The 15,919-nt window shown below is 64.4% G+C and carries 15 protein-coding genes; 7 read left to right on the top strand and 8 right to left on the bottom strand.

Features of this window, described 5'->3' with window-relative positions; translation table 11 throughout:
* The first annotated feature begins 130 nt into the window (after positions 1-130).
* Complete coding sequence (locus U5A52_RS40615) at positions 131-1,348, top strand: RNA polymerase sigma factor RpoD/SigA (RefSeq protein WP_321939864.1); 1,218 nt, start codon at positions 131-133, stop codon at positions 1,346-1,348.
* Here U5A52_RS40615 and ftsH read toward each other — a convergent pair.
* The 6 genes from ftsH to U5A52_RS40585 form a co-directional block, all read right to left on the bottom strand.
* A complete protein-coding gene (gene ftsH / locus U5A52_RS40610) occupies positions 1,327-3,315 on the bottom strand; it encodes an ATP-dependent zinc metalloprotease FtsH (protein WP_321939863.1) in 1,989 nt (662 codons plus the stop codon). The genes U5A52_RS40615 and ftsH overlap by 22 nt on opposite strands.
* A gap of 35 nt (positions 3,316-3,350) precedes the next feature.
* Positions 3,351-3,809, bottom strand: a complete 459-nt coding sequence (locus U5A52_RS40605; protein WP_321939861.1) for a universal stress protein — start codon at positions 3,807-3,809, stop codon at positions 3,351-3,353.
* A 149-nt stretch (positions 3,810-3,958) separates the two neighbouring features.
* Positions 3,959-5,404: an efflux transporter outer membrane subunit gene (locus tag U5A52_RS40600; protein ID WP_321939860.1), complete on the bottom strand. Its 1,446-nt coding sequence runs from the start codon at positions 5,402-5,404 to the stop codon at positions 3,959-3,961.
* Positions 5,405-5,471: 67 nt separating this feature from the next.
* Positions 5,472-6,557, bottom strand: coding sequence for an HlyD family secretion protein (locus tag U5A52_RS40595; protein ID WP_321939858.1), 1,086 nt, complete (start codon positions 6,555-6,557; stop codon positions 5,472-5,474).
* A complete protein-coding gene (locus U5A52_RS40590) occupies positions 6,554-7,255 on the bottom strand; it encodes an ABC transporter ATP-binding protein (RefSeq protein ID WP_321939856.1) in 702 nt (233 codons plus the stop codon). Before U5A52_RS40590 ends, U5A52_RS40595 begins: the two co-directional genes overlap by 4 nt.
* Before the next feature lie 4 nt (positions 7,256-7,259).
* Entirely contained in the window at positions 7,260-8,396 is a 1,137-nt protein-coding gene (locus tag U5A52_RS40585) for an ABC transporter permease (RefSeq protein WP_321939910.1), read from the bottom strand.
* 202 nt (positions 8,397-8,598) lie between these two features.
* Between U5A52_RS40585 and U5A52_RS40580 the strand changes: the two genes are divergently transcribed.
* A complete protein-coding gene (locus U5A52_RS40580) occupies positions 8,599-9,441 on the top strand; it encodes a universal stress protein (RefSeq protein WP_321939855.1) in 843 nt (280 codons plus the stop codon).
* Between the two features lie 55 nt (positions 9,442-9,496).
* On the opposite strand, the gene U5A52_RS40575 is transcribed toward U5A52_RS40580, so the two are convergent.
* The gene (locus U5A52_RS40575; protein ID WP_321939854.1) at positions 9,497-10,441 is read right to left on the bottom strand and encodes a 1-phosphofructokinase family hexose kinase; all 945 of its coding nucleotides are present in this window, start codon (positions 10,439-10,441) and stop codon (positions 9,497-9,499) included.
* A gap of 156 nt (positions 10,442-10,597) precedes the next feature.
* Between U5A52_RS40575 and U5A52_RS40570 the strand changes: the two genes are divergently transcribed.
* On the top strand, positions 10,598-10,825 hold the full coding sequence (locus U5A52_RS40570; protein ID WP_321939852.1) for a hypothetical protein: 228 nt from the start codon (positions 10,598-10,600) through the stop codon (positions 10,823-10,825).
* A 56-nt stretch (positions 10,826-10,881) separates the two neighbouring features.
* Here the strand turns inward: U5A52_RS40570 and U5A52_RS40565 are convergent, their stop codons facing one another.
* On the bottom strand, positions 10,882-11,628 hold the full coding sequence (locus U5A52_RS40565) for a beta-ketoacyl-ACP reductase (protein ID WP_321939908.1): 747 nt from the start codon (positions 11,626-11,628) through the stop codon (positions 10,882-10,884).
* 234 nt (positions 11,629-11,862) lie between these two features.
* Between U5A52_RS40565 and U5A52_RS40560 the strand changes: the two genes are divergently transcribed.
* The 4 genes from U5A52_RS40560 to U5A52_RS40545 all read left to right on the top strand — a co-directional run bounded on the left by U5A52_RS40560 (position 11,863) and on the right by U5A52_RS40545 (position 15,899).
* The gene (locus U5A52_RS40560) at positions 11,863-12,681 is read left to right on the top strand and encodes a universal stress protein (RefSeq protein ID WP_321939851.1); all 819 of its coding nucleotides are present in this window, start codon (positions 11,863-11,865) and stop codon (positions 12,679-12,681) included.
* 56 nt (positions 12,682-12,737) lie between these two features.
* The gene (locus U5A52_RS40555) at positions 12,738-13,544 is read left to right on the top strand and encodes a universal stress protein (RefSeq protein WP_321939850.1); all 807 of its coding nucleotides are present in this window, start codon (positions 12,738-12,740) and stop codon (positions 13,542-13,544) included.
* Between the two features lie 45 nt (positions 13,545-13,589).
* Positions 13,590-14,618 carry an Acg family FMN-binding oxidoreductase gene (locus U5A52_RS40550; protein WP_321939847.1) on the top strand — a complete coding sequence of 343 codons (1,029 nt, stop codon included), beginning with the start codon at positions 13,590-13,592 and terminating at the stop codon, positions 14,616-14,618.
* Positions 14,619-14,774: 156 nt separating this feature from the next.
* Positions 14,775-15,899 (top strand): PAS domain-containing sensor histidine kinase, encoded by a 1,125-nt coding sequence (locus U5A52_RS40545; RefSeq protein ID WP_321939846.1) that lies wholly within the window; start codon positions 14,775-14,777, stop codon positions 15,897-15,899.
* Positions 15,900-15,919 lie beyond the last annotated feature (20 nt).

The raw sequence follows: 15,919 nt of genomic DNA, 5'->3' as shown, positions 1-15,919 counted from the left end.
TCGTTGGCTTTCGTCCCAAGATCGGTGTCGTAAGGCGGTCTGTTGCGAATCGGTATTCGTGAATCGATGCCCGCCGGAATGCGCGGGCAGTCGGTGCTCGCGATCAGCCTGCGGATCACCCGCCAGCGCCATGAAGCCGAAAGTCCACCCGCCACACAGCCGCAAGCAACGCCTCGAGTCGATGCACGAACTCGATACGGCACCCCAGGACATGCGCACGGCCGACGATACGCTCGAACTTTTTCGCGCGCGGATGAGGGCCGTGCCACTCCTGTCACGCGAACAGGAAGTCGATCTGGCTCGCGAGATCGCGGTGAGCCGTCACGATCTGTTGCGCTGTCTCGAGGCATGCCCCCAAGCCCTCAAAATTTTGAGGCGAGGCGCGTGCCGCGCATCGGACGACGACGTCAGCAGTGACTCGCCGGGCACTCCCTCCGAAAGAAGCTACGCACCGCGCGCAAGCAAGCGCGCAGAGGCGACGCCCCAGCACGAAATCAATGACTGGGCCGCCGGCGCAATCGAAGCGGCTTGCGACGAATTCGTCGCGCGCTTGGTAGAAGCGCAGCCGTGCGAGCAGGTGAGCAATCGAATCGGGAACATGAACGCGACGCGGCTGCGGCTGCGTGCGGCGACGCGCAGGATGTTCGAGGCCAACATGCGGCTCGTGTATTCAATCGCCCGGCGTTACGAGAATCGCGGCCTGGACCTGCCTGATCTTGTGCAAGAGGGCAGCATCGGATTGATGCGCGCCATCGAGAAGTTCGAGGGGCAGCGCGGCTTCAAGTTTTCCACCTACGCGACATGGTGGATCCGACAGGCCGTCGGGCGTGCCGTGGCCGAGCGCTCGCGGACGATCCGGCTGCCCGTCCATGTCGGCGACGAGTTCGTCCGTGTGTGGCGTGCGCGCGAACGTATCCGCCAGCAGACTGGACGCGACGCCTCCTTCGAAGAGCTGGCATCGGCCAGCGGCATGGCCGAGCGCAAGGTTCGCAGCCTGCTCGCGCTTCCCGTGGAACCCGCGTCGCTCGATATCGTGCTACCAGACGGCGAAACCGAGCTGATCGAGTTGATTCCCGACGCTGCGCCTACGCAAATGGAAGCGTTGAGCCGCCTACGCATGCGCGCGTTCGTGACGGCAATCGTCGACGACATGCCTCCTGCGGAGGCGAACATCGTGCGCCGGCGCTTCGGCATCGGCGATATAGAGCCGCAAACATACGAAGAAATCGCACGAAGCACGGGGGTTTCGCGTGAACAGGTGCGCCGCATCGAAAAGCGCGCACTCGACGCGTTGCGCGCATCGGACCGCGCGCGCGCCGCTCATGACTATCTCGAGGGCGAATACTGAGGCGGCTGCGTCTCCTTTGAGACGTCCGCCGAAAGCGCGGCGGTGGGCATCGCGCTGCTCGCGGGAAGCTGCATCTGCGACGACGTAGCGGGCTGCGTGGCCTCACGTTCGTCCGCCCCCGTGCCTGCGGGCTCAACACCTGCAATCAACGCCAGGAGTTCGTCGTGCTCGATCACTTCCCGCTCGAGCAGCCGCCTGGCGATCCGGTCAAGCGCCGCGCGCTGGCTGGTGAGCGTACACGTCACGCGTTCATGGGCTTCGTTCAGCAGCCGGCGCAGTTCGTCGTCGATGAGCTGGGCCGTGCGCGCAGCAGGCCGCGGCCCTTCGGCTCCCCCCATGGTCGGTAGCGCGGCGCCATCGTCGGTACAGTTCGCAAGGCCGAGGCGCTCGCTCATGCCGTAGCGCGCCACCATATGCCATGCCATCGTGGTGGCCCTTTCCAGGTCGTTTTGCGCGCCGGTGGAGACGTCGCCGAACACAAGCTCCTCCGACACCCTGCCACCAAGCAATACGTCCAGCCGGTCGAGCAGTTCGCTGCGCCTGAGGACGTATCGGTCCTCGGTTGGAACCTGTTGCGTATAACCTAGCGCTGCCACTCCGCGCGGAATCATCGACACCTTCTTGACCGGGTCGCAGTGCGCGCGGCTCTGGGCGACGAGGGCATGGCCCGCCTCGTGGTAAGCAATGGTCACCTTCTCCTGGGCATTCATGACCCGGCTCTTGCGCTCGGAGCCCGCCAGCGCGCGGTCGATGGCTTCGTCGAAGTCCGCCATGTTCACGTTGTCCCGATCGGCTTCGGCCGCATGGAGCGCCGCTTCGTTCACGATGTTCGCGAGATCGGCGCCCACGCAGCCGGGCGTGCGCGCGGCCAGCTCCTCCAGTTCGACATCGGGCGCGAGCGGCACGCCGCGTGTATGCACCGCCAGGATCTGCAGGCGGCCGTTCAGGTCGGGACGGTCGATCGCGATATGGCGATCGAACCTCCCCGGGCGCAACAATGCCGGATCGAGCGTCTCCGGCCGGTTGGTCGCGGCAAGCAGGATGACGCCGGCATTGGGCTGGAAACCGTCCATCTCAACGAGCAGCTGATTGAGCGTCTGCTCGCGCTCGTCGTTGCCCGACACCGGGTTCGCGCCGCGTACCTTGCCGAGTGCGTCGAGTTCGTCGATGAACACAATGCACGGTGCCTGGCGCTGCGCCTGTTCGAAAAGGTCACGCACGCGCGCCGCTCCCACGCCCACGAACATTTCCACGAACGATGAACCGCTGATCGAAAAGAACGGCACACCGGCCTCGCCTGCGAGCGCCTTCGCGAGCAATGTCTTGCCGGTCCCCGGCGCACCGACGATCAGGATGCCTTTGGGGATCTTGCCCCCCAGCCGGCGATATCGCTCAGGATGACAAAGAAAGGAGACGATCTGTTGAAGCTCCTGTTTGGCTTCGTCGATGCCGGCAATATCGTTGAATGTCGTGCCGGTGGCCTGCTGCATGTAAATGTGTGCACGGCTTCTGCCAATACTCATGAAGTCGCGTGCGCCCCCGCCACGCCGCATCAGGAATTGCCACACGATCACGAAAATCACCAGCGGCGCCATCCAGGCGATCAGCAGATCGCCCCAGTTGCTGTCGAGCGCTCCGCGATAGTGCACACCGGCGGCAGTGAGGCGTGCAAGCAGCGACTCATCGGCGACGCGTATTGTCGTGAACGAATAGGGCGCCTTGCCGGCGTTAAAAGCGGCGGCGTCGGAAGCCGGAAGCATCGCCTTCGCCTCTTGCGAGCGCAACTCGCCGCTAATGCGGGTGGGGGTGACGACGAGGTTGTCGACTTCGTGCGCGGCGAGCAGACGCTGAAAATCGCTATAAGCGATCGCCGGCACCGTTGGCGTGAGCCACAGCACCTGGGCCGCGAGCAGGACCAGGACGCCCATGAACAGCATGATGCCGCCAGGATCGAACTTCCTCTCCATGCGCGACCCGCTCCAGGTTGGTTAACCGTCGCCGCTCACTGAGCCGGGCCGCGAACGAGTAGCACCGGACATTGTGCCAAGCGCACGAATCGCTCCGCCACACTGCCGAGCAGGGCGCGTTTGATACCGCGCCTGCCATGGGTGCCGAGCACGACCAATTGCGCACCGTGCTCCGAAGCACAGCGCTGCAGGCATTCCGCCACGCTGTCGTTCATGTCCTCGACATGGAGCAGTTCCGTTTCGCATTGCACGCCAGCCGCCTGCGCTTCGGCGCGGGCCTCCGCAAGCTGGCTCATGGCGTCTTCACGGTACGCTGCAATCGTGTCGGCGGGCACGTAGGTGAGCCCCATGCCCACGCCCATGGGCGCCACGATATCGAGCGCGTGCACAATACGCAGTTGCGCGCCAGTCAAGCCCGCGAGTTTCACCGCTTCGGCGAGCGCTCGCTTCGATGTTTCGCTGGCGTCGTAAGCCACCTGTATTTTTTCGTACATATTGGGCTCCTTTCAGGGCGACTCCCTACGGATCGGGATTGCGTGGCTCCATCTTCGAATCGGCCGGCGTTCTGCGCTTGACTTGCGTCAATGAACATAGGCGTCGCGGTGTGTCCCATTCGTCGTGGTCAATGCGCTCCCCCCACGCCCTAGCCGTTGCCGGGTACTTCGCGCCAGCCTCCGCCCAATGCCGCATACAGCGCCACTGTGTCCTGCAGCCGCTGCGCTGCAGCTTCCAGCCATGCAATCTGCGCCTGGTGCAACTGGCCATCGGCAATGAGAATCTGCAGGTAATCCACGGTCCCCGCCCGATAGTCGGCTCGCAGCAACCGCAGCGCTTCCTGTGCCGCCGCGAGCGCGCGCGACTGCGCGTCGAGCGCGAGCGCGTCGTAGTCGAGCGCGTAGAGCACATCCGCGACCTGAGCGAAGGCCGAAAGCACAGTTTGGCGATATTGCGCGCGCGAGGCCGCGTAAGCCTCTTCGGCGGCCTTACGGCCATACCATAGCGTCCCGCCCTGAAAGAGCGGTGCAGCCACATCCGCCGCAAGACTCCATGACTGTCCCATGCGCTGCGCGATCGACGCAGGTGACGCGCCCGAGAGTCCACCCTCGGCAGAAAGCGTGATGTTCGGCAACATAGCCGCTGTCGCCACCCCGATCTGCGCGCTCGCCGCATGCAGCAGCGCTTCGGCCTGCAGCACGTCGGGCCGCTGGCGTACGAGTTGCGACGGCACGGTTTGCGGCAGATCCGCAGGCAGCGTGACATCCCGCAAGGAGAGCCCAGGCATGGCCCATTGGGCAGGGAGGGCGCCAGTGAGCGAGGCCAGCAGATCGCCTGCCTGAGCGCGCTTTTGTTCCAGCACCGGCAAGGTGGCCTCCAGCGTGGCCTGCTCGTTCTGCAGCGTGAGCACGGCCGCATAAGCGGCCGTGCCAGCGCGTGCACGCTCTTCGGCGATGCGCACCTGCTCGCGTACGAGGCCGATCATTTCTTGCGTCGCGTCGATCTCGTCGCACCACGCCGCCCGCGCAATCATCGCATTGACCACGTTCGATGCGATGGTCAGCAACGCCGCTTCCAGAGCGTAGCGCTGCACATCGCGCTCGGCTGCGAGGCCCTCCACATAGCGTCGGTTGCCGCCCCACAGATCAATGGCATAGCTGATCGAGGCAGAAAGCGTGAAAAGATTGAAGATGGAGGGTGCCGCCTGCGAGCCCACGTGCAGCGGCGAATAGCGTTCGCGCGACGCGCCCGCTTCGGCATTGACCTGCGGATAAAAGACGCCCGCCCCCGCGCGCAGCAGGTCGTCGGCACGGCGCAGCGAGGCTTGCGCCTGCGCGAGCGTTGCGTTGTCGGTGAGCGCATCGTCCACTACCGCGTCGATGGCAGGGCTGCCGAACTGCGTCCACCAGTCGTCGCGAACGCTTACATCAGCGTGCAGGGTCTGTGACGCTCCAGCCGCCGAGAAAGTGGAGGGGCCGCCGCCCGGCAGGAACGCGTCGACTTTCGGCGCTGGCGGCCGGGAAAAATCCGGCCCGACCGCGCAACCCGCGAGCGACGCCGCGCAAAGCAAGGCGCGCAGCCAGGCTAACAGCACGGCTATGACGCGAGTCGTGCACCGACCAACGCGATCGTGGTAGCCGCGCGTTCGCGCATGCCCCCTGTCAGCGAGCCGAAATGTAGACATCGACGATCTGCCCAGGGTAGAGGTGCAGCCCCGCCTTCGGCACCACGCGAAAGATGACCGGCAGCACGCGCAAGTCCACGCGCTCGGTGCGCTGGTCCGAGAGTTCGATCTTCGGCGTGACATAGGGCTGGATACGCTCGAAATCGAGATCGGCGTCGATGCTCGCCCCCCGCACCGACATGCGCGCCTTGAGCCGTGCAGGCTCCGGCAGCCGGGATATCAGGATCTCATCCACGTAGCACCGCACCGCGAGGCGCTCCGGCGCGGTGCCGAGCACGATCGCCGGGGCCATGCCCTGTGTGTAGGTGTCGTAGACGCCCTGTTGCGAAAGATAGGAACCCTGCGCCGTGTTGACTGCGAGGACCACGCCGTCGGCCGGCGCGCGCAACGTGTAATGGGCGAGCAGCGCCTCTGCGGAGGCGGCGGCCTTGCGCAGCGCCTCGACCTGGCCTTGCTGGTTGCGCACGTCGTACACCCACGCACCCGCACGCGTGAGGCGATCCTGCCGCGTCACCACTTCCAGATTCGCGCGCGCCACCCGCACACCGTTCTCCGCGTTGTCGAGCACGTCGCGGCTAACGGCTTTGGGGTCGATGTTCCAGGCCTCCTTCTGCTTCGCATAGGTATCCTCGGCCATCTTGAGGTTGGCCTGCGCCGCGCTCACCTGGGCGTCCGCGACATCGCGCGTTTCCGGCCGCGGCTGTGCCTGCAGTTCCTCGAGCAGTGCCTGCGCGGCGTCGGCCTGCGCCACGAGTTGCTGGGCATTGGCGCGCTGCACTGAGTCGTCGATGGTCAGCAGCACGTCACCTGCCTTGACACGCTCGCCGTCATGCACGTAGAGGCGCGTGACGGCGCCTCCCACGTCAGGGTAGACGTTGACGTTTGCGCCCGCGGGCTGGTCGCTTTCCACGATGCCTGTTGCGTACACGCCGTGTTCGTAGGGGTTGGCCGCCGGCTGGAACACGGGTGGCTGCGGAGCCTGCTGGACGCCGAAAACCCACGCGGCAACGACGCTCGCAATGAACCCCGCAATCGCCGCGGCGAACAGGATGCGATGCTTCATCGCGCGCCTCCCGCGTCGATGCCTTTGAGCTTGCCATCCTCCATATGCAGGATACGATCGGCGTACTCGAAGATGCGACTGTCGTGCGTGACGATCACGATGCACCGGCGCGCATTGAGCACCTGATGCTTCACAAACTCGATGATGGTCCGGCCCGTGTCGCCGTCGAGCGAAGCGGTAGGCTCGTCGAGCACAAGAATGTCGGGCTGGCTCACGATCGCGCGTGCGATCGCCACACGCTGCTGCTCCCCCCCGGATAGCTTCACGGGTGGCAGCGCCGCGCGGCCGGCGAGGCCCACCACTTCCAGATAGCGCGCGGCTTCAGTCAGCGCTTCGTCCCACGGCCGGCGCTTGAGAATGAGCGGAATCGCCACGTTCTCCGCCGTAGTGAGACGCGGAAACAGGTGATAGTCCTGAAACACGAAGCCGATACGGTTGAGCCGGAAGTCGGCCAGGCCGTCATCGGGCTGCGCCCAGAGGTCCACACCGTCGATCGAAACCGATCCGCCATCGGGCCTCAGGATGCCGGAGATCACGCTGAGCAGCGTCGTCTTGCCGCTGCCCGACGGCCCGACGATGAGCACCATTTCGCCGAAGCGCGCCTGCATGGAAACGCCCTGTAGCGCCTGAGTGCGCGCCGCCCCTTCGCCGAACCATTTGTTGAGCGCGCGTGCTTCGATGGCGATCGAATCCGTCATCGCATTAACCCCGGAAGATGTCGAACGGCTCGATGCGCAGCACGCGGCGCACGCCGAGATAGCTCGATAGCGAGGCGATCACCACCACCATGGCGAATGCCAGGGCAAGATTGCCATACGTGATCATCGCCGCGTAGTCGCGAATACGCAGTCGCGCGAGTGTGATGGAGGCGGCACACAGACCGACGCCCAAGCCATAGCCCGTGAGCGAGGTGAACGCCGCCTGAAACAGGATCATCGCCACGAGTTCCCGGCGCTTTGCGCCGATTGCCTTGAGCGCGCCGAATTTTTCGAGGTTTTCGAGGATGAAGGTGTAGAACGTCTGACCCGAAATCGACAGTCCGACGATGAAGCTGATTACGGTCATCAGCAGAATATTGGTGCCAAGACTCGTCTCGTACTTGTAGAAGTTGGCGATGCGCTGCATGAACTCGTCTTTCGTATAGGCGATATAGCCGAGTGAAGCCACGACGGCCTTGATGTGCGCGATATCGCGTTCCGACTTCGGCTCGACAAGGATGTACGACGTGGTGTAGCGCGTGGAAGGGATGTACTGGATGGCGCGGCTGTATGTGGTGTAAAGCGTAGGCGTGCCGAAGAGTCCACTGCTCGCTACCGTGGCGATGCCGACAACGACGGCACGATGGTCGTTCAGTTCGAAGTCCGTGCCCGGCGCGGGGTTGCCCAACTTGTAGAACTCGGCGTCCTGCACGGCGATAAAGCCGTTCTCCGCGTAGATATCTTCGATGCGCCCGCGCTTCATGCGCGGCCAGCCATAGAGCGTGGTGTCGTCGAGACCAATGACCGTCGTGGCCTGGTAAGTGCCGTCGCGCAGCTTGACGAGCGCCACGCCGGAATAGAGTGGTACGGCGTATTTCACACCGTCTATGCTGCGCACAGCGTCGAGCACATAGTCGGGCATACCAATGCTGCTGGCGATCGTCTGCACAGCGGGGTCCATAATCCAGATCTTCGCGCCCACGTTGATGACCGTCGACGACGAACGATTGAGAATGCCGGCGAACATCGACATCATCTCGACCATGAGGAACACGGCGAACGTAATGCCGATTAGCAGCGCCGTAAATTTGGCACTGTCGTTGACGAGCAGCTTGAACGCGAGGCGCAGGATGCCCGGCATGACGAACCGTTTAGCCATGATTGAGCGGCCCCGAGGTTGAAGAGGATGACCGACCACGCCACAACGACTGCTATCGTGGCCGTGAGCCGATTCTCGGGCACGCCGGTCAAGTCCGGTTGACGTGCGTCAAATGAACGAAGCCTGTCGGGAGCGATTAATAGAAGCACTAAACGGTTCAGATCCCACCGGAGGAGACACTGCCATGTCGTACAAAACCGTACTCACCTACCTCGACCCCAGCGACCGCGCTCAGGCGCGGCTAGGCTTCTCGCTCGAACTGGCCAGAAAATTCGACGCGCTTCTCATCGGGCTTTACACGACATTTCTGCCCGAGGCCCGGGAGTATTTTTCAATTGCCGGCAGCGCTCACTACTATGACGACTGGTGCGACGCGCGGCGCGGCCAACGAGATGCGGCCGAGGAAGCGTTTCGTCATGCGCTGCGCGGCAGCGGCCTGGACGGCGAATGGATCGCATTCGACGACTATGCCGAACAGCCCATGATCCGGCGCAGCCGTCACGCCGATCTGCTGATCGCCGGTCAGGCGGGCCCCGATGACGATTCACGGGCGTTGCGCAGGTGCTTTCTGGAAGCCGTGGTACTTACTTCGGGCAGGCCAGTGCTGGTCTTGCCCTATGCCGGCGCCCTGCGGCCAGCGGGTCAATCGATCGCTATCGCGTGGGACGGGAGCCGCGAAGCAGCGCGCGCCGTGCACGACGCCATGCCGTTCCTGGTGGCCGCCGGACGTGTGACACTACTGCGCATCCGGACTGGCGATACGCAACAGCTCGCGGCACTGGGTGCCCAAGGCAAGGAGATCGACCTGATGCTGGCAAGGCATGCAGTCAACGTCGATTTTGCGGAGGTGATCAGCGATACGGACGAAACAGCCGGTGACGCCCTGCTTTCCTGGGTTGATTCGAGCGGCAGCGACTTCGTCGTAGCGGGTGCCTACGGTCATCCGCAATGGAAAGAGCAATGGCTCGGCGGTGTGACGCGCGCCCTGCTCGAATCGGCGACCGTTCCGGTGCTGTTGTCACATTGAAACGTACCCGCGCCCCAACCGAGGGCACCAGTTCCGGCAGTTCACCATTGCCGCGTCACGCCGCCTCTGGTATGCCGGCGTAGAGCCGCTTCACCTCGTCCGCGTCGCAGAGCGCCGTGCCGCTCGATAGCAAGGTCGCGGAAGCCGCCGCCTGAGCGAGGCGCGCGGCGTCCCGCAGGGTGTCGCCGCGGCGCAGCGCGACCAGCAGCCCCGCGAGGAAGCTGTCGCCGGCGCCGGTGGCGCTTGATACGGCCACCGACAGCGCTGGCAGGCGAATCGTTTCGTCTGATGTGACGAGCAGCGCGCCGTGTTCCCCCAGCGTCAACGCAACGATCTGCGCGCGACCGCTATCGACGAGTTGCCGCGCCGCGGACAGCCATGCGGCCTCATCGGCGAGCGGTTGTTCCGCCAGAGCCGCCAGTTCGCTAAGGCTGGGCTTCACGAGATAGACTCCCGCGTCGAGTGCGAGCGCGAGCGGCAGCCCCGAGGTGTCGAGCACCACGTGGGTGCCACGCAGATTCGCCCAGCGGGTCAGGTCGGCATATGCCTTGGGGGGCAATCCGGGCGGCAGGCTGCCGCTCAGCACGAGATAGCGCGGCGCGGGCATGAGCGCGTCGAGAACGGCGAGCATGGCCGACCACTCATCGGCGCTGACTTGCGGCCCCGGGAGGACGAAACGGAATTCGTGGCCGGTCGAGCGTTCCGTGACCGAAAAATTTTCGCGCGTGTCACCGGCGATGCGCAGCCGCCGGCTGTGCACGCGCTCCGCTGTGAGCATCTGTTCGAGCAGACTCCCCGAAGCTCCCCCAGCCAGGTAGAGCGCAAGGCAGTTCGCCTCTCGGCCGTCGAGCCGGTGGATCACGCGGGCGACATTGAGGCCACCGCCGCCCGGATAGCGGTGCGCGGCATCGCAACGCAGCTTGTGCGTATCGACGACCCGATCCACCGCAGTCGAGACGTCGACGGCAGGGTTCAGCGTAAGTGTCACGATCTCGACCACCTTCGCCTCCTTTTTTCGTAGGCATTTGCCTACACGCCAAGAAAAATTGCTTACGCCAGTTTCAGCGTCCGCTCATTGGAAGCCGCCCGGCGGCGTTACATACTGAAGACGTACCACCACAGCCGCGTGACTCCATCCGTAGCAAGGAGCGTTGACATGTCCACCGTCGAAATCCGATCGCTGACCGCCGCGACACTCCCGAACGCCGGAGCGGCCGACGACCCCGAAATCCTGCTCGCGCTCGCGCGCACCGCCGGCTTGCTCGTCACGCTCGACGGCCAGATCGGCCGTGAGAAGTATCAAAGCGTGGCGGGCTCGTTACATGCGTTCCAGCGCTTCGCTGCCGCGCTGCGCGACGCCCTCGTTGCGGCGGGCACGCCCTGAGCGCGGCGCGCATAACGCGCCACCTCCCGATCCAGGGCGTGCAGATCGCGCGCGTCCTACTCCATGTGCATGCCGCCGTTGACGGCAAAATTGGCCCCGGTCACGAACGCGCCATCGTCTGAGCACAGGTACGCGACCAGCGACGCCACCTCCTCTGGCCGCCCGAGGCGCCCAACGGGGATCTGCGGCAGGATGCGCGTATCCATGACGTCCTGAGGCACGGCTTCCACCATAGCGGTCGCGAGATAACCTGGCGACACCGTATTCACAGTGATGCCGCGTTTCGCAACTTCGAGCGCGAGCGACATAGTAAATCCATGAATACCGGCCTTTGCCGCCGAGTAGTTCGTCTGCCCAAACGCCCCACGCGAACCATTCACGGAACCAATGTTCACGATGCGGCCGAATCGCCGCTCATACATGCCCGGCAGAAAGGGCTTCGTGAGATTGAACATACTGTCGAGATCCGTGTGCATCACCGCGTCCCACTCGGGCTTGGAGAGTTTCATGAAGCTCGCGTCGCGGGTAATGCCGGCATTGTTGACGAGCACATCGACGCCGCCGAACTCCGCGGTCACCCTTCTCGCGCACTCCTCGCATGAGTCGTAGCTCGCGACATCCAGCCCGAACGCATGAAACGTGCGGCCCGCTTCGCGTTCGCCGTGCAGCCATGTCACCACGTGGTCATTCGCCTCCGAATGGGAAACGACCACGGTCATGCCAGCGTCGTACAGTTTCCGGCTGATGGCGGCGCCAAGCCCTCCCATTCCGCCGCTCACAAAGGCAATCCGGTCCTTGCGCATCATGCTTCTCCTCGCAGATGGGTGATCGGCCGCGGATCGGCACGATCGAGATGTCGCTTCACTATAAAAACGCGCCTTCGCTTGCGATTGATATGCATCAATCGAAGGCCTGCGCCGCGGAGGCCTTCGGTATGCGCGAGGGGTTGACTCAAATCAATTGAGACCCCCTGGCTGGATCTAGACTGATCCCACGCCACTCTTGTTCGCGGTTTTCTCAATCGTGGAGCGCCGATCATGGAGTACCGCAGCATCCTTGTTCATCTGGACGGCAGCGAGCGCGCGAGCGCATGCCTCGATCTCGCATTGCTTGTCGCGCGGCAGCACGGCGCCAACGTCAATGCGCTATTCGCGCCAGTCACGACTGACCACGAAAGCGCATGGTCGCTAACCTTCGACACGGCGTATCGCGTGCGCACACGGGAAGACAAGCGCCGTGCGCTGGAGCATCAGTTCTTCAACGGGCTCTCGCAGGCGAACCTCAAGGGCGCCTGGCGTACCGCCACGGATCACGCTCAGCGCGAATTGCTCGCCCTCGCGCCGTTTGCCGATCTCATCGTCGTGGGCCAAAGCAATCCCGAAGATCCGGACGCTTCGCTCAGTAACCGCCTGCAAGCTCAGGTGACGCTAGCAGCAGGACGACCGGTCCTGTGGGTGCCCTATGTCGGGACGTTTCCCACTGTGGGCGAACGAATCGTCGTTGCATGGGACGCAGGTCAGTCCGCCACGCGTGCGCTATACGATGCCCTGCCCTTCATGCGGCTGGCCGCGCATACCACGGTCGTCACGCTCAACGCCGAGCGGGAAGGCCGTCTACCGGGCGCCGACATTGCACTCGTGCTCGCGCGCCACGGCATCGACGTGGAAGTGACCCAGTTGCACACGCCCCCCACGGTGTCGATTCCCGATGCCCTGCTTTCCCGTGCGGACAAACTAGGCTGCGACCTGCTCGTGATGGGGGCATACGGTCATGCGCGCTGGAAGGAACTCGTGCTCGGCGGCGTCACGCAGTCCGTGCTCGGGGCGATGCCGGTCCCGGTTTTGATGTCGCATTGAGCGTATCGTGCGCCTGCGTTGCCCGACGCAATCGCTCAGGTTCAAGGAAAATCGCCATGTGCTACAAGAGCCTGCTCGTTCATCTGGACGACTCGGAACGGTGTGCGGTGCGCCTTGCGCTCGCGCTTGACCTGGCGGAACGCTTCGATGCGCATCTGACCGGACTGTATGTGCCGCATGCGTACCGGGGAACCTCCGAAGCCGCGCCAACGCCAGAGGCGCGCCTCGCGCGAACGCATGAACGCTTTCTCCTCGCTGCGGAGCGTGCGGGCCGCATTGCCGAGTGGCGCGCGCCGCAGCCTTGCGACGCCGCGATCGCGACGCTGCACGCTCGCCATGCCGACCTGGTCGTGCTGGGGCAGGCAGAAGCCGGAGATTGGGTCGCTCAAAGCACGGGCGGCTTCGTCGCGGATCTGTTGATGACCGCCGGACGACCGGCCGTCATGGTTCCGTATTCCGGCGCCTTCAGGGAATTCGCGCAGAACATCCTGGTCGCCTGGGACGGCAGCCGTGAGGCAGCGCGCGCCGTATCCGACGCGTTTCCGCTATTGCAACGTGCCCAGTCTGTCTCGATCGAAGTGGTCTCCTCACACCGTGGTGCGCAGCGTGCGCGCGCCGAAAAGGAAGCCATCGACGCTGCCGCATGGCTCGATCTGCACGGCGTGCAGGCGTCGTTCCACGAAAGCGCGAAGGACCCCACGGTCCTGACCGGAGCGGCGCTGCTTAGCCGCGCCAGTGACCTGCACGCCGACCTTATTGTGGCAGGCGCTTATGCGCACTCCCGGGTTCATGAATGTGCTCTCGGCGGCGTGACGCGCACGTTGCTGGAAACGATGACGGTTCCGGTCCTCATGTCTCACTGAATCCATCTGGCGCGCGCCGCGCCTTTGAAGAGGCAGGAATTCACCATGCTCGACAAGCCCCACGACTCTGCCGCCGCCAGCGCCACGCCGCTCGACAGACTCGACGACTACGCGTTGCGTTACGCCGTGCGCCACGCGACGCTCGCCCCGTCGAGCCACAACAGCCAACCGTGGCGCTTCGTCCCCGGCCACGACCGGATCCTGCTGTGCGCTGACCGTCTGCGGGCGCTGCCCGTGGTCGATCCGTTCGATCGGGAGCTGATCATCAGCTGCGGCGCGGCACTCTTCAATCTGCGCGTGGCGCTCGTGAGCTTGGGCATCGGCTATGCGATCACGCTCTTTCCAACGAGCCTCGATCCCGACCTGCTCGCCGATGTGCGCCTGCTTCGTGAGCGGCCCGTTGCCGCGGAACTGGCTCCGCTCGTCAGTGCAATTTCCCTGCGGGTCACCACACGTCACCCGTTTTCTCCGGCGCCGGTCGCAGCAGCCGTCGAACACGAGCTGGTCGAAGCCGCCCGGGCGGAGGGCGTTGAAGTCGCCTGCGCAACCGAAGCCGGAACGCGTGAGGCGATTGCCGACCTTATCGCCCAAGCCGACCAACTGCAGTTCGCCGACCCCAGATTCCGCCGCGAACTCGCGAAATGGATCCATCCGCGCCATACCGGCGATGGCATGCCGGCCTACGCGGCAGGACTTGGTTCCCTGCTCGACTTCGCAACGCCACTCGTCGCCTCCGCGATACGCACATTCGACGTGGGCGGCGGCGTGGCGGCAACTCATCGGGAACTCGCGGCAGGGTCGCCCTTGCTGCTGTGCATCGCGACGAGCGTCGACGATGCGCAGGCCTGGCTCGCCGCTGGCGAGGCGCTCGAGCGGGTGCTACTCGTGCTGACTACGCACGGACTGTGCGCCTCCTATCTGAACCAGCCCATCGAGGTCGCCGAACTCCGCGCGCGGCTGAGTGCGCTGCTCGGCATGCCGAAATCCGCTTGTCCGCAGCTTGTGCTGCGCATCGGACACGGTACGCCGGACGCCCCGTCACCGCGCCGGCCGCTGAGCGAAGTCGTGGCGTAAGCGCCAACATGTACATAATTTTGGGAAACCCCGGCTTGCAATCCTTCTGACTACGGCAAGAAACTTGCCCTACCATGTGGCATATCGGCGTGGCACGCCTAGCACACACGGATGCGACCGATACCTGGAGATTCGGCAAATCTTCCGGAGCGCTTCATGCAAACGGCAGAGCCCAAGTCCTGGCTTGCACGCAACGAGAGCGAAATTGCGATCGTAGACCGGTATCGTCTTCTGATCGACGCTGTGCGCGACTACGCCATTTTCATGCTAGACCCCGGCGGCCGCGTCGCGAGCTGGAATCCGGGCGCGCAACGCATCAAGGGCTATTCATCAGATGAAATAGTCGGCCAGCACTTCTGCGCGTTCTACACACCAGACGATATTGCCTCAGGCAAGCCCGCGCGCCTGCTGGCGGCTGCCGCGCTTCACGGGCGCATCGAGGACGAGGGCTGGCGAGTGCGCAAGGACGGCAGCCGCTTCTGGGCGAACGTCGTCATCACCGCTATCCACGACGACCAGGACGCGCTTGTCGGTTTCACCAAGATCACGCGTGACATGACCGAGCGTCGCAGGCTCGAAGAGCTCGAGCGTGTTCATGCGGCGTCGATGCTCACCCAGCAAGCGCGCGAGAATGAGCAGAAGCGCATCGCCCGCGAATTGCATGACGATCTCGGGCAGCGGATCGCGGCACTGAAGATGGCGCTCACCCTCCACGGCACCGAACTCGCCCGTGCGTTGCCGACGCAAATGCGCGCCAAACAGGAGGCCATCGCGCAAATCGGCACGCAGATCGACGCACTTGCTGTGGCGGTCCGGCGCATCGCCGCCGACCTGCGTCCCACCATCCTCGACGATCTCGGGCTCCAGGCCGCGCTCGAATGGTTGGCAGAGGACTTTCAGAACCGCTACGGCGTGACGATCCAGTGCCAACTGGACATCTCGGAACCTGATCTCGGCGAATACGCTGCGACCGCCCTCTTTCGCGTGGTTCAGGAAGCGCTCACGAATGTCGCACGCCATGCTCACGCGCACCGTGTGACGATCGAGCTTCGGAACGACGCGAAACTTTGCAGGCTTCGCGTCAGCGACGACGGCGACGGCTTCGACCCGCTCGCGGCGTCGCGTCCTGATGCATTCGGGCTCATTGGCATGCGCGAACGTATTTTGCAGCTCGGCGGCTCGCTGACGATCGAAAGCCGTACTGGCGCAGGCGTCACGATTTCGGCGGAACTTCGCTTGCCGCTGGACATTCAGTCGGCGCTCACTTGCGCTGCGCGCTAGCAAACATCCCCATTCGCTTC

Source organism: Paraburkholderia sp. J8-2, from assembly GCF_905220195.1.
GTDB lineage: Bacteria > Pseudomonadota > Gammaproteobacteria > Burkholderiales > Burkholderiaceae > Paraburkholderia.
Note: the sequence above shows the minus strand (reverse complement) of the source record. Positions and strands in the feature narration are given on the sequence as shown.

Excerpts from the sequence above, each read along its gene's own strand:
- U5A52_RS40615 (WP_321939864.1), top strand. The coding sequence starts at position 131 with ATGAAGCCGAAAGTCCACCCGCCACACAGCCGCAAGCAACGCCTCGAG.
- ftsH (WP_321939863.1), bottom strand. The coding sequence starts at position 3,315 with ATGGAGAGGAAGTTCGATCCTGGCGGCATCATGCTGTTCATGGGCGTC.
- U5A52_RS40605 (WP_321939861.1), bottom strand. The coding sequence starts at position 3,809 with ATGTACGAAAAAATACAGGTGGCTTACGACGCCAGCGAAACATCGAAG.
- U5A52_RS40595 (WP_321939858.1), bottom strand. The coding sequence starts at position 6,557 with ATGAAGCATCGCATCCTGTTCGCCGCGGCGATTGCGGGGTTCATTGCG.
- U5A52_RS40590 (WP_321939856.1), bottom strand. The coding sequence starts at position 7,255 with ATGACGGATTCGATCGCCATCGAAGCACGCGCGCTCAACAAATGGTTC.
- U5A52_RS40585 (WP_321939910.1), bottom strand. The coding sequence starts at position 8,396 with ATGCCGGGCATCCTGCGCCTCGCGTTCAAGCTGCTCGTCAACGACAGT.
- U5A52_RS40580 (WP_321939855.1), top strand. The coding sequence starts at position 8,599 with ATGTCGTACAAAACCGTACTCACCTACCTCGACCCCAGCGACCGCGCT.
- U5A52_RS40570 (WP_321939852.1), top strand. The coding sequence starts at position 10,598 with ATGTCCACCGTCGAAATCCGATCGCTGACCGCCGCGACACTCCCGAAC.
- U5A52_RS40565 (WP_321939908.1), bottom strand. The coding sequence starts at position 11,628 with ATGCGCAAGGACCGGATTGCCTTTGTGAGCGGCGGAATGGGAGGGCTT.
- U5A52_RS40560 (WP_321939851.1), top strand. The coding sequence starts at position 11,863 with ATGGAGTACCGCAGCATCCTTGTTCATCTGGACGGCAGCGAGCGCGCG.
- U5A52_RS40555 (WP_321939850.1), top strand. The coding sequence starts at position 12,738 with ATGTGCTACAAGAGCCTGCTCGTTCATCTGGACGACTCGGAACGGTGT.
- U5A52_RS40550 (WP_321939847.1), top strand. The coding sequence starts at position 13,590 with ATGCTCGACAAGCCCCACGACTCTGCCGCCGCCAGCGCCACGCCGCTC.
- U5A52_RS40545 (WP_321939846.1), top strand. The coding sequence starts at position 14,775 with ATGCAAACGGCAGAGCCCAAGTCCTGGCTTGCACGCAACGAGAGCGAA.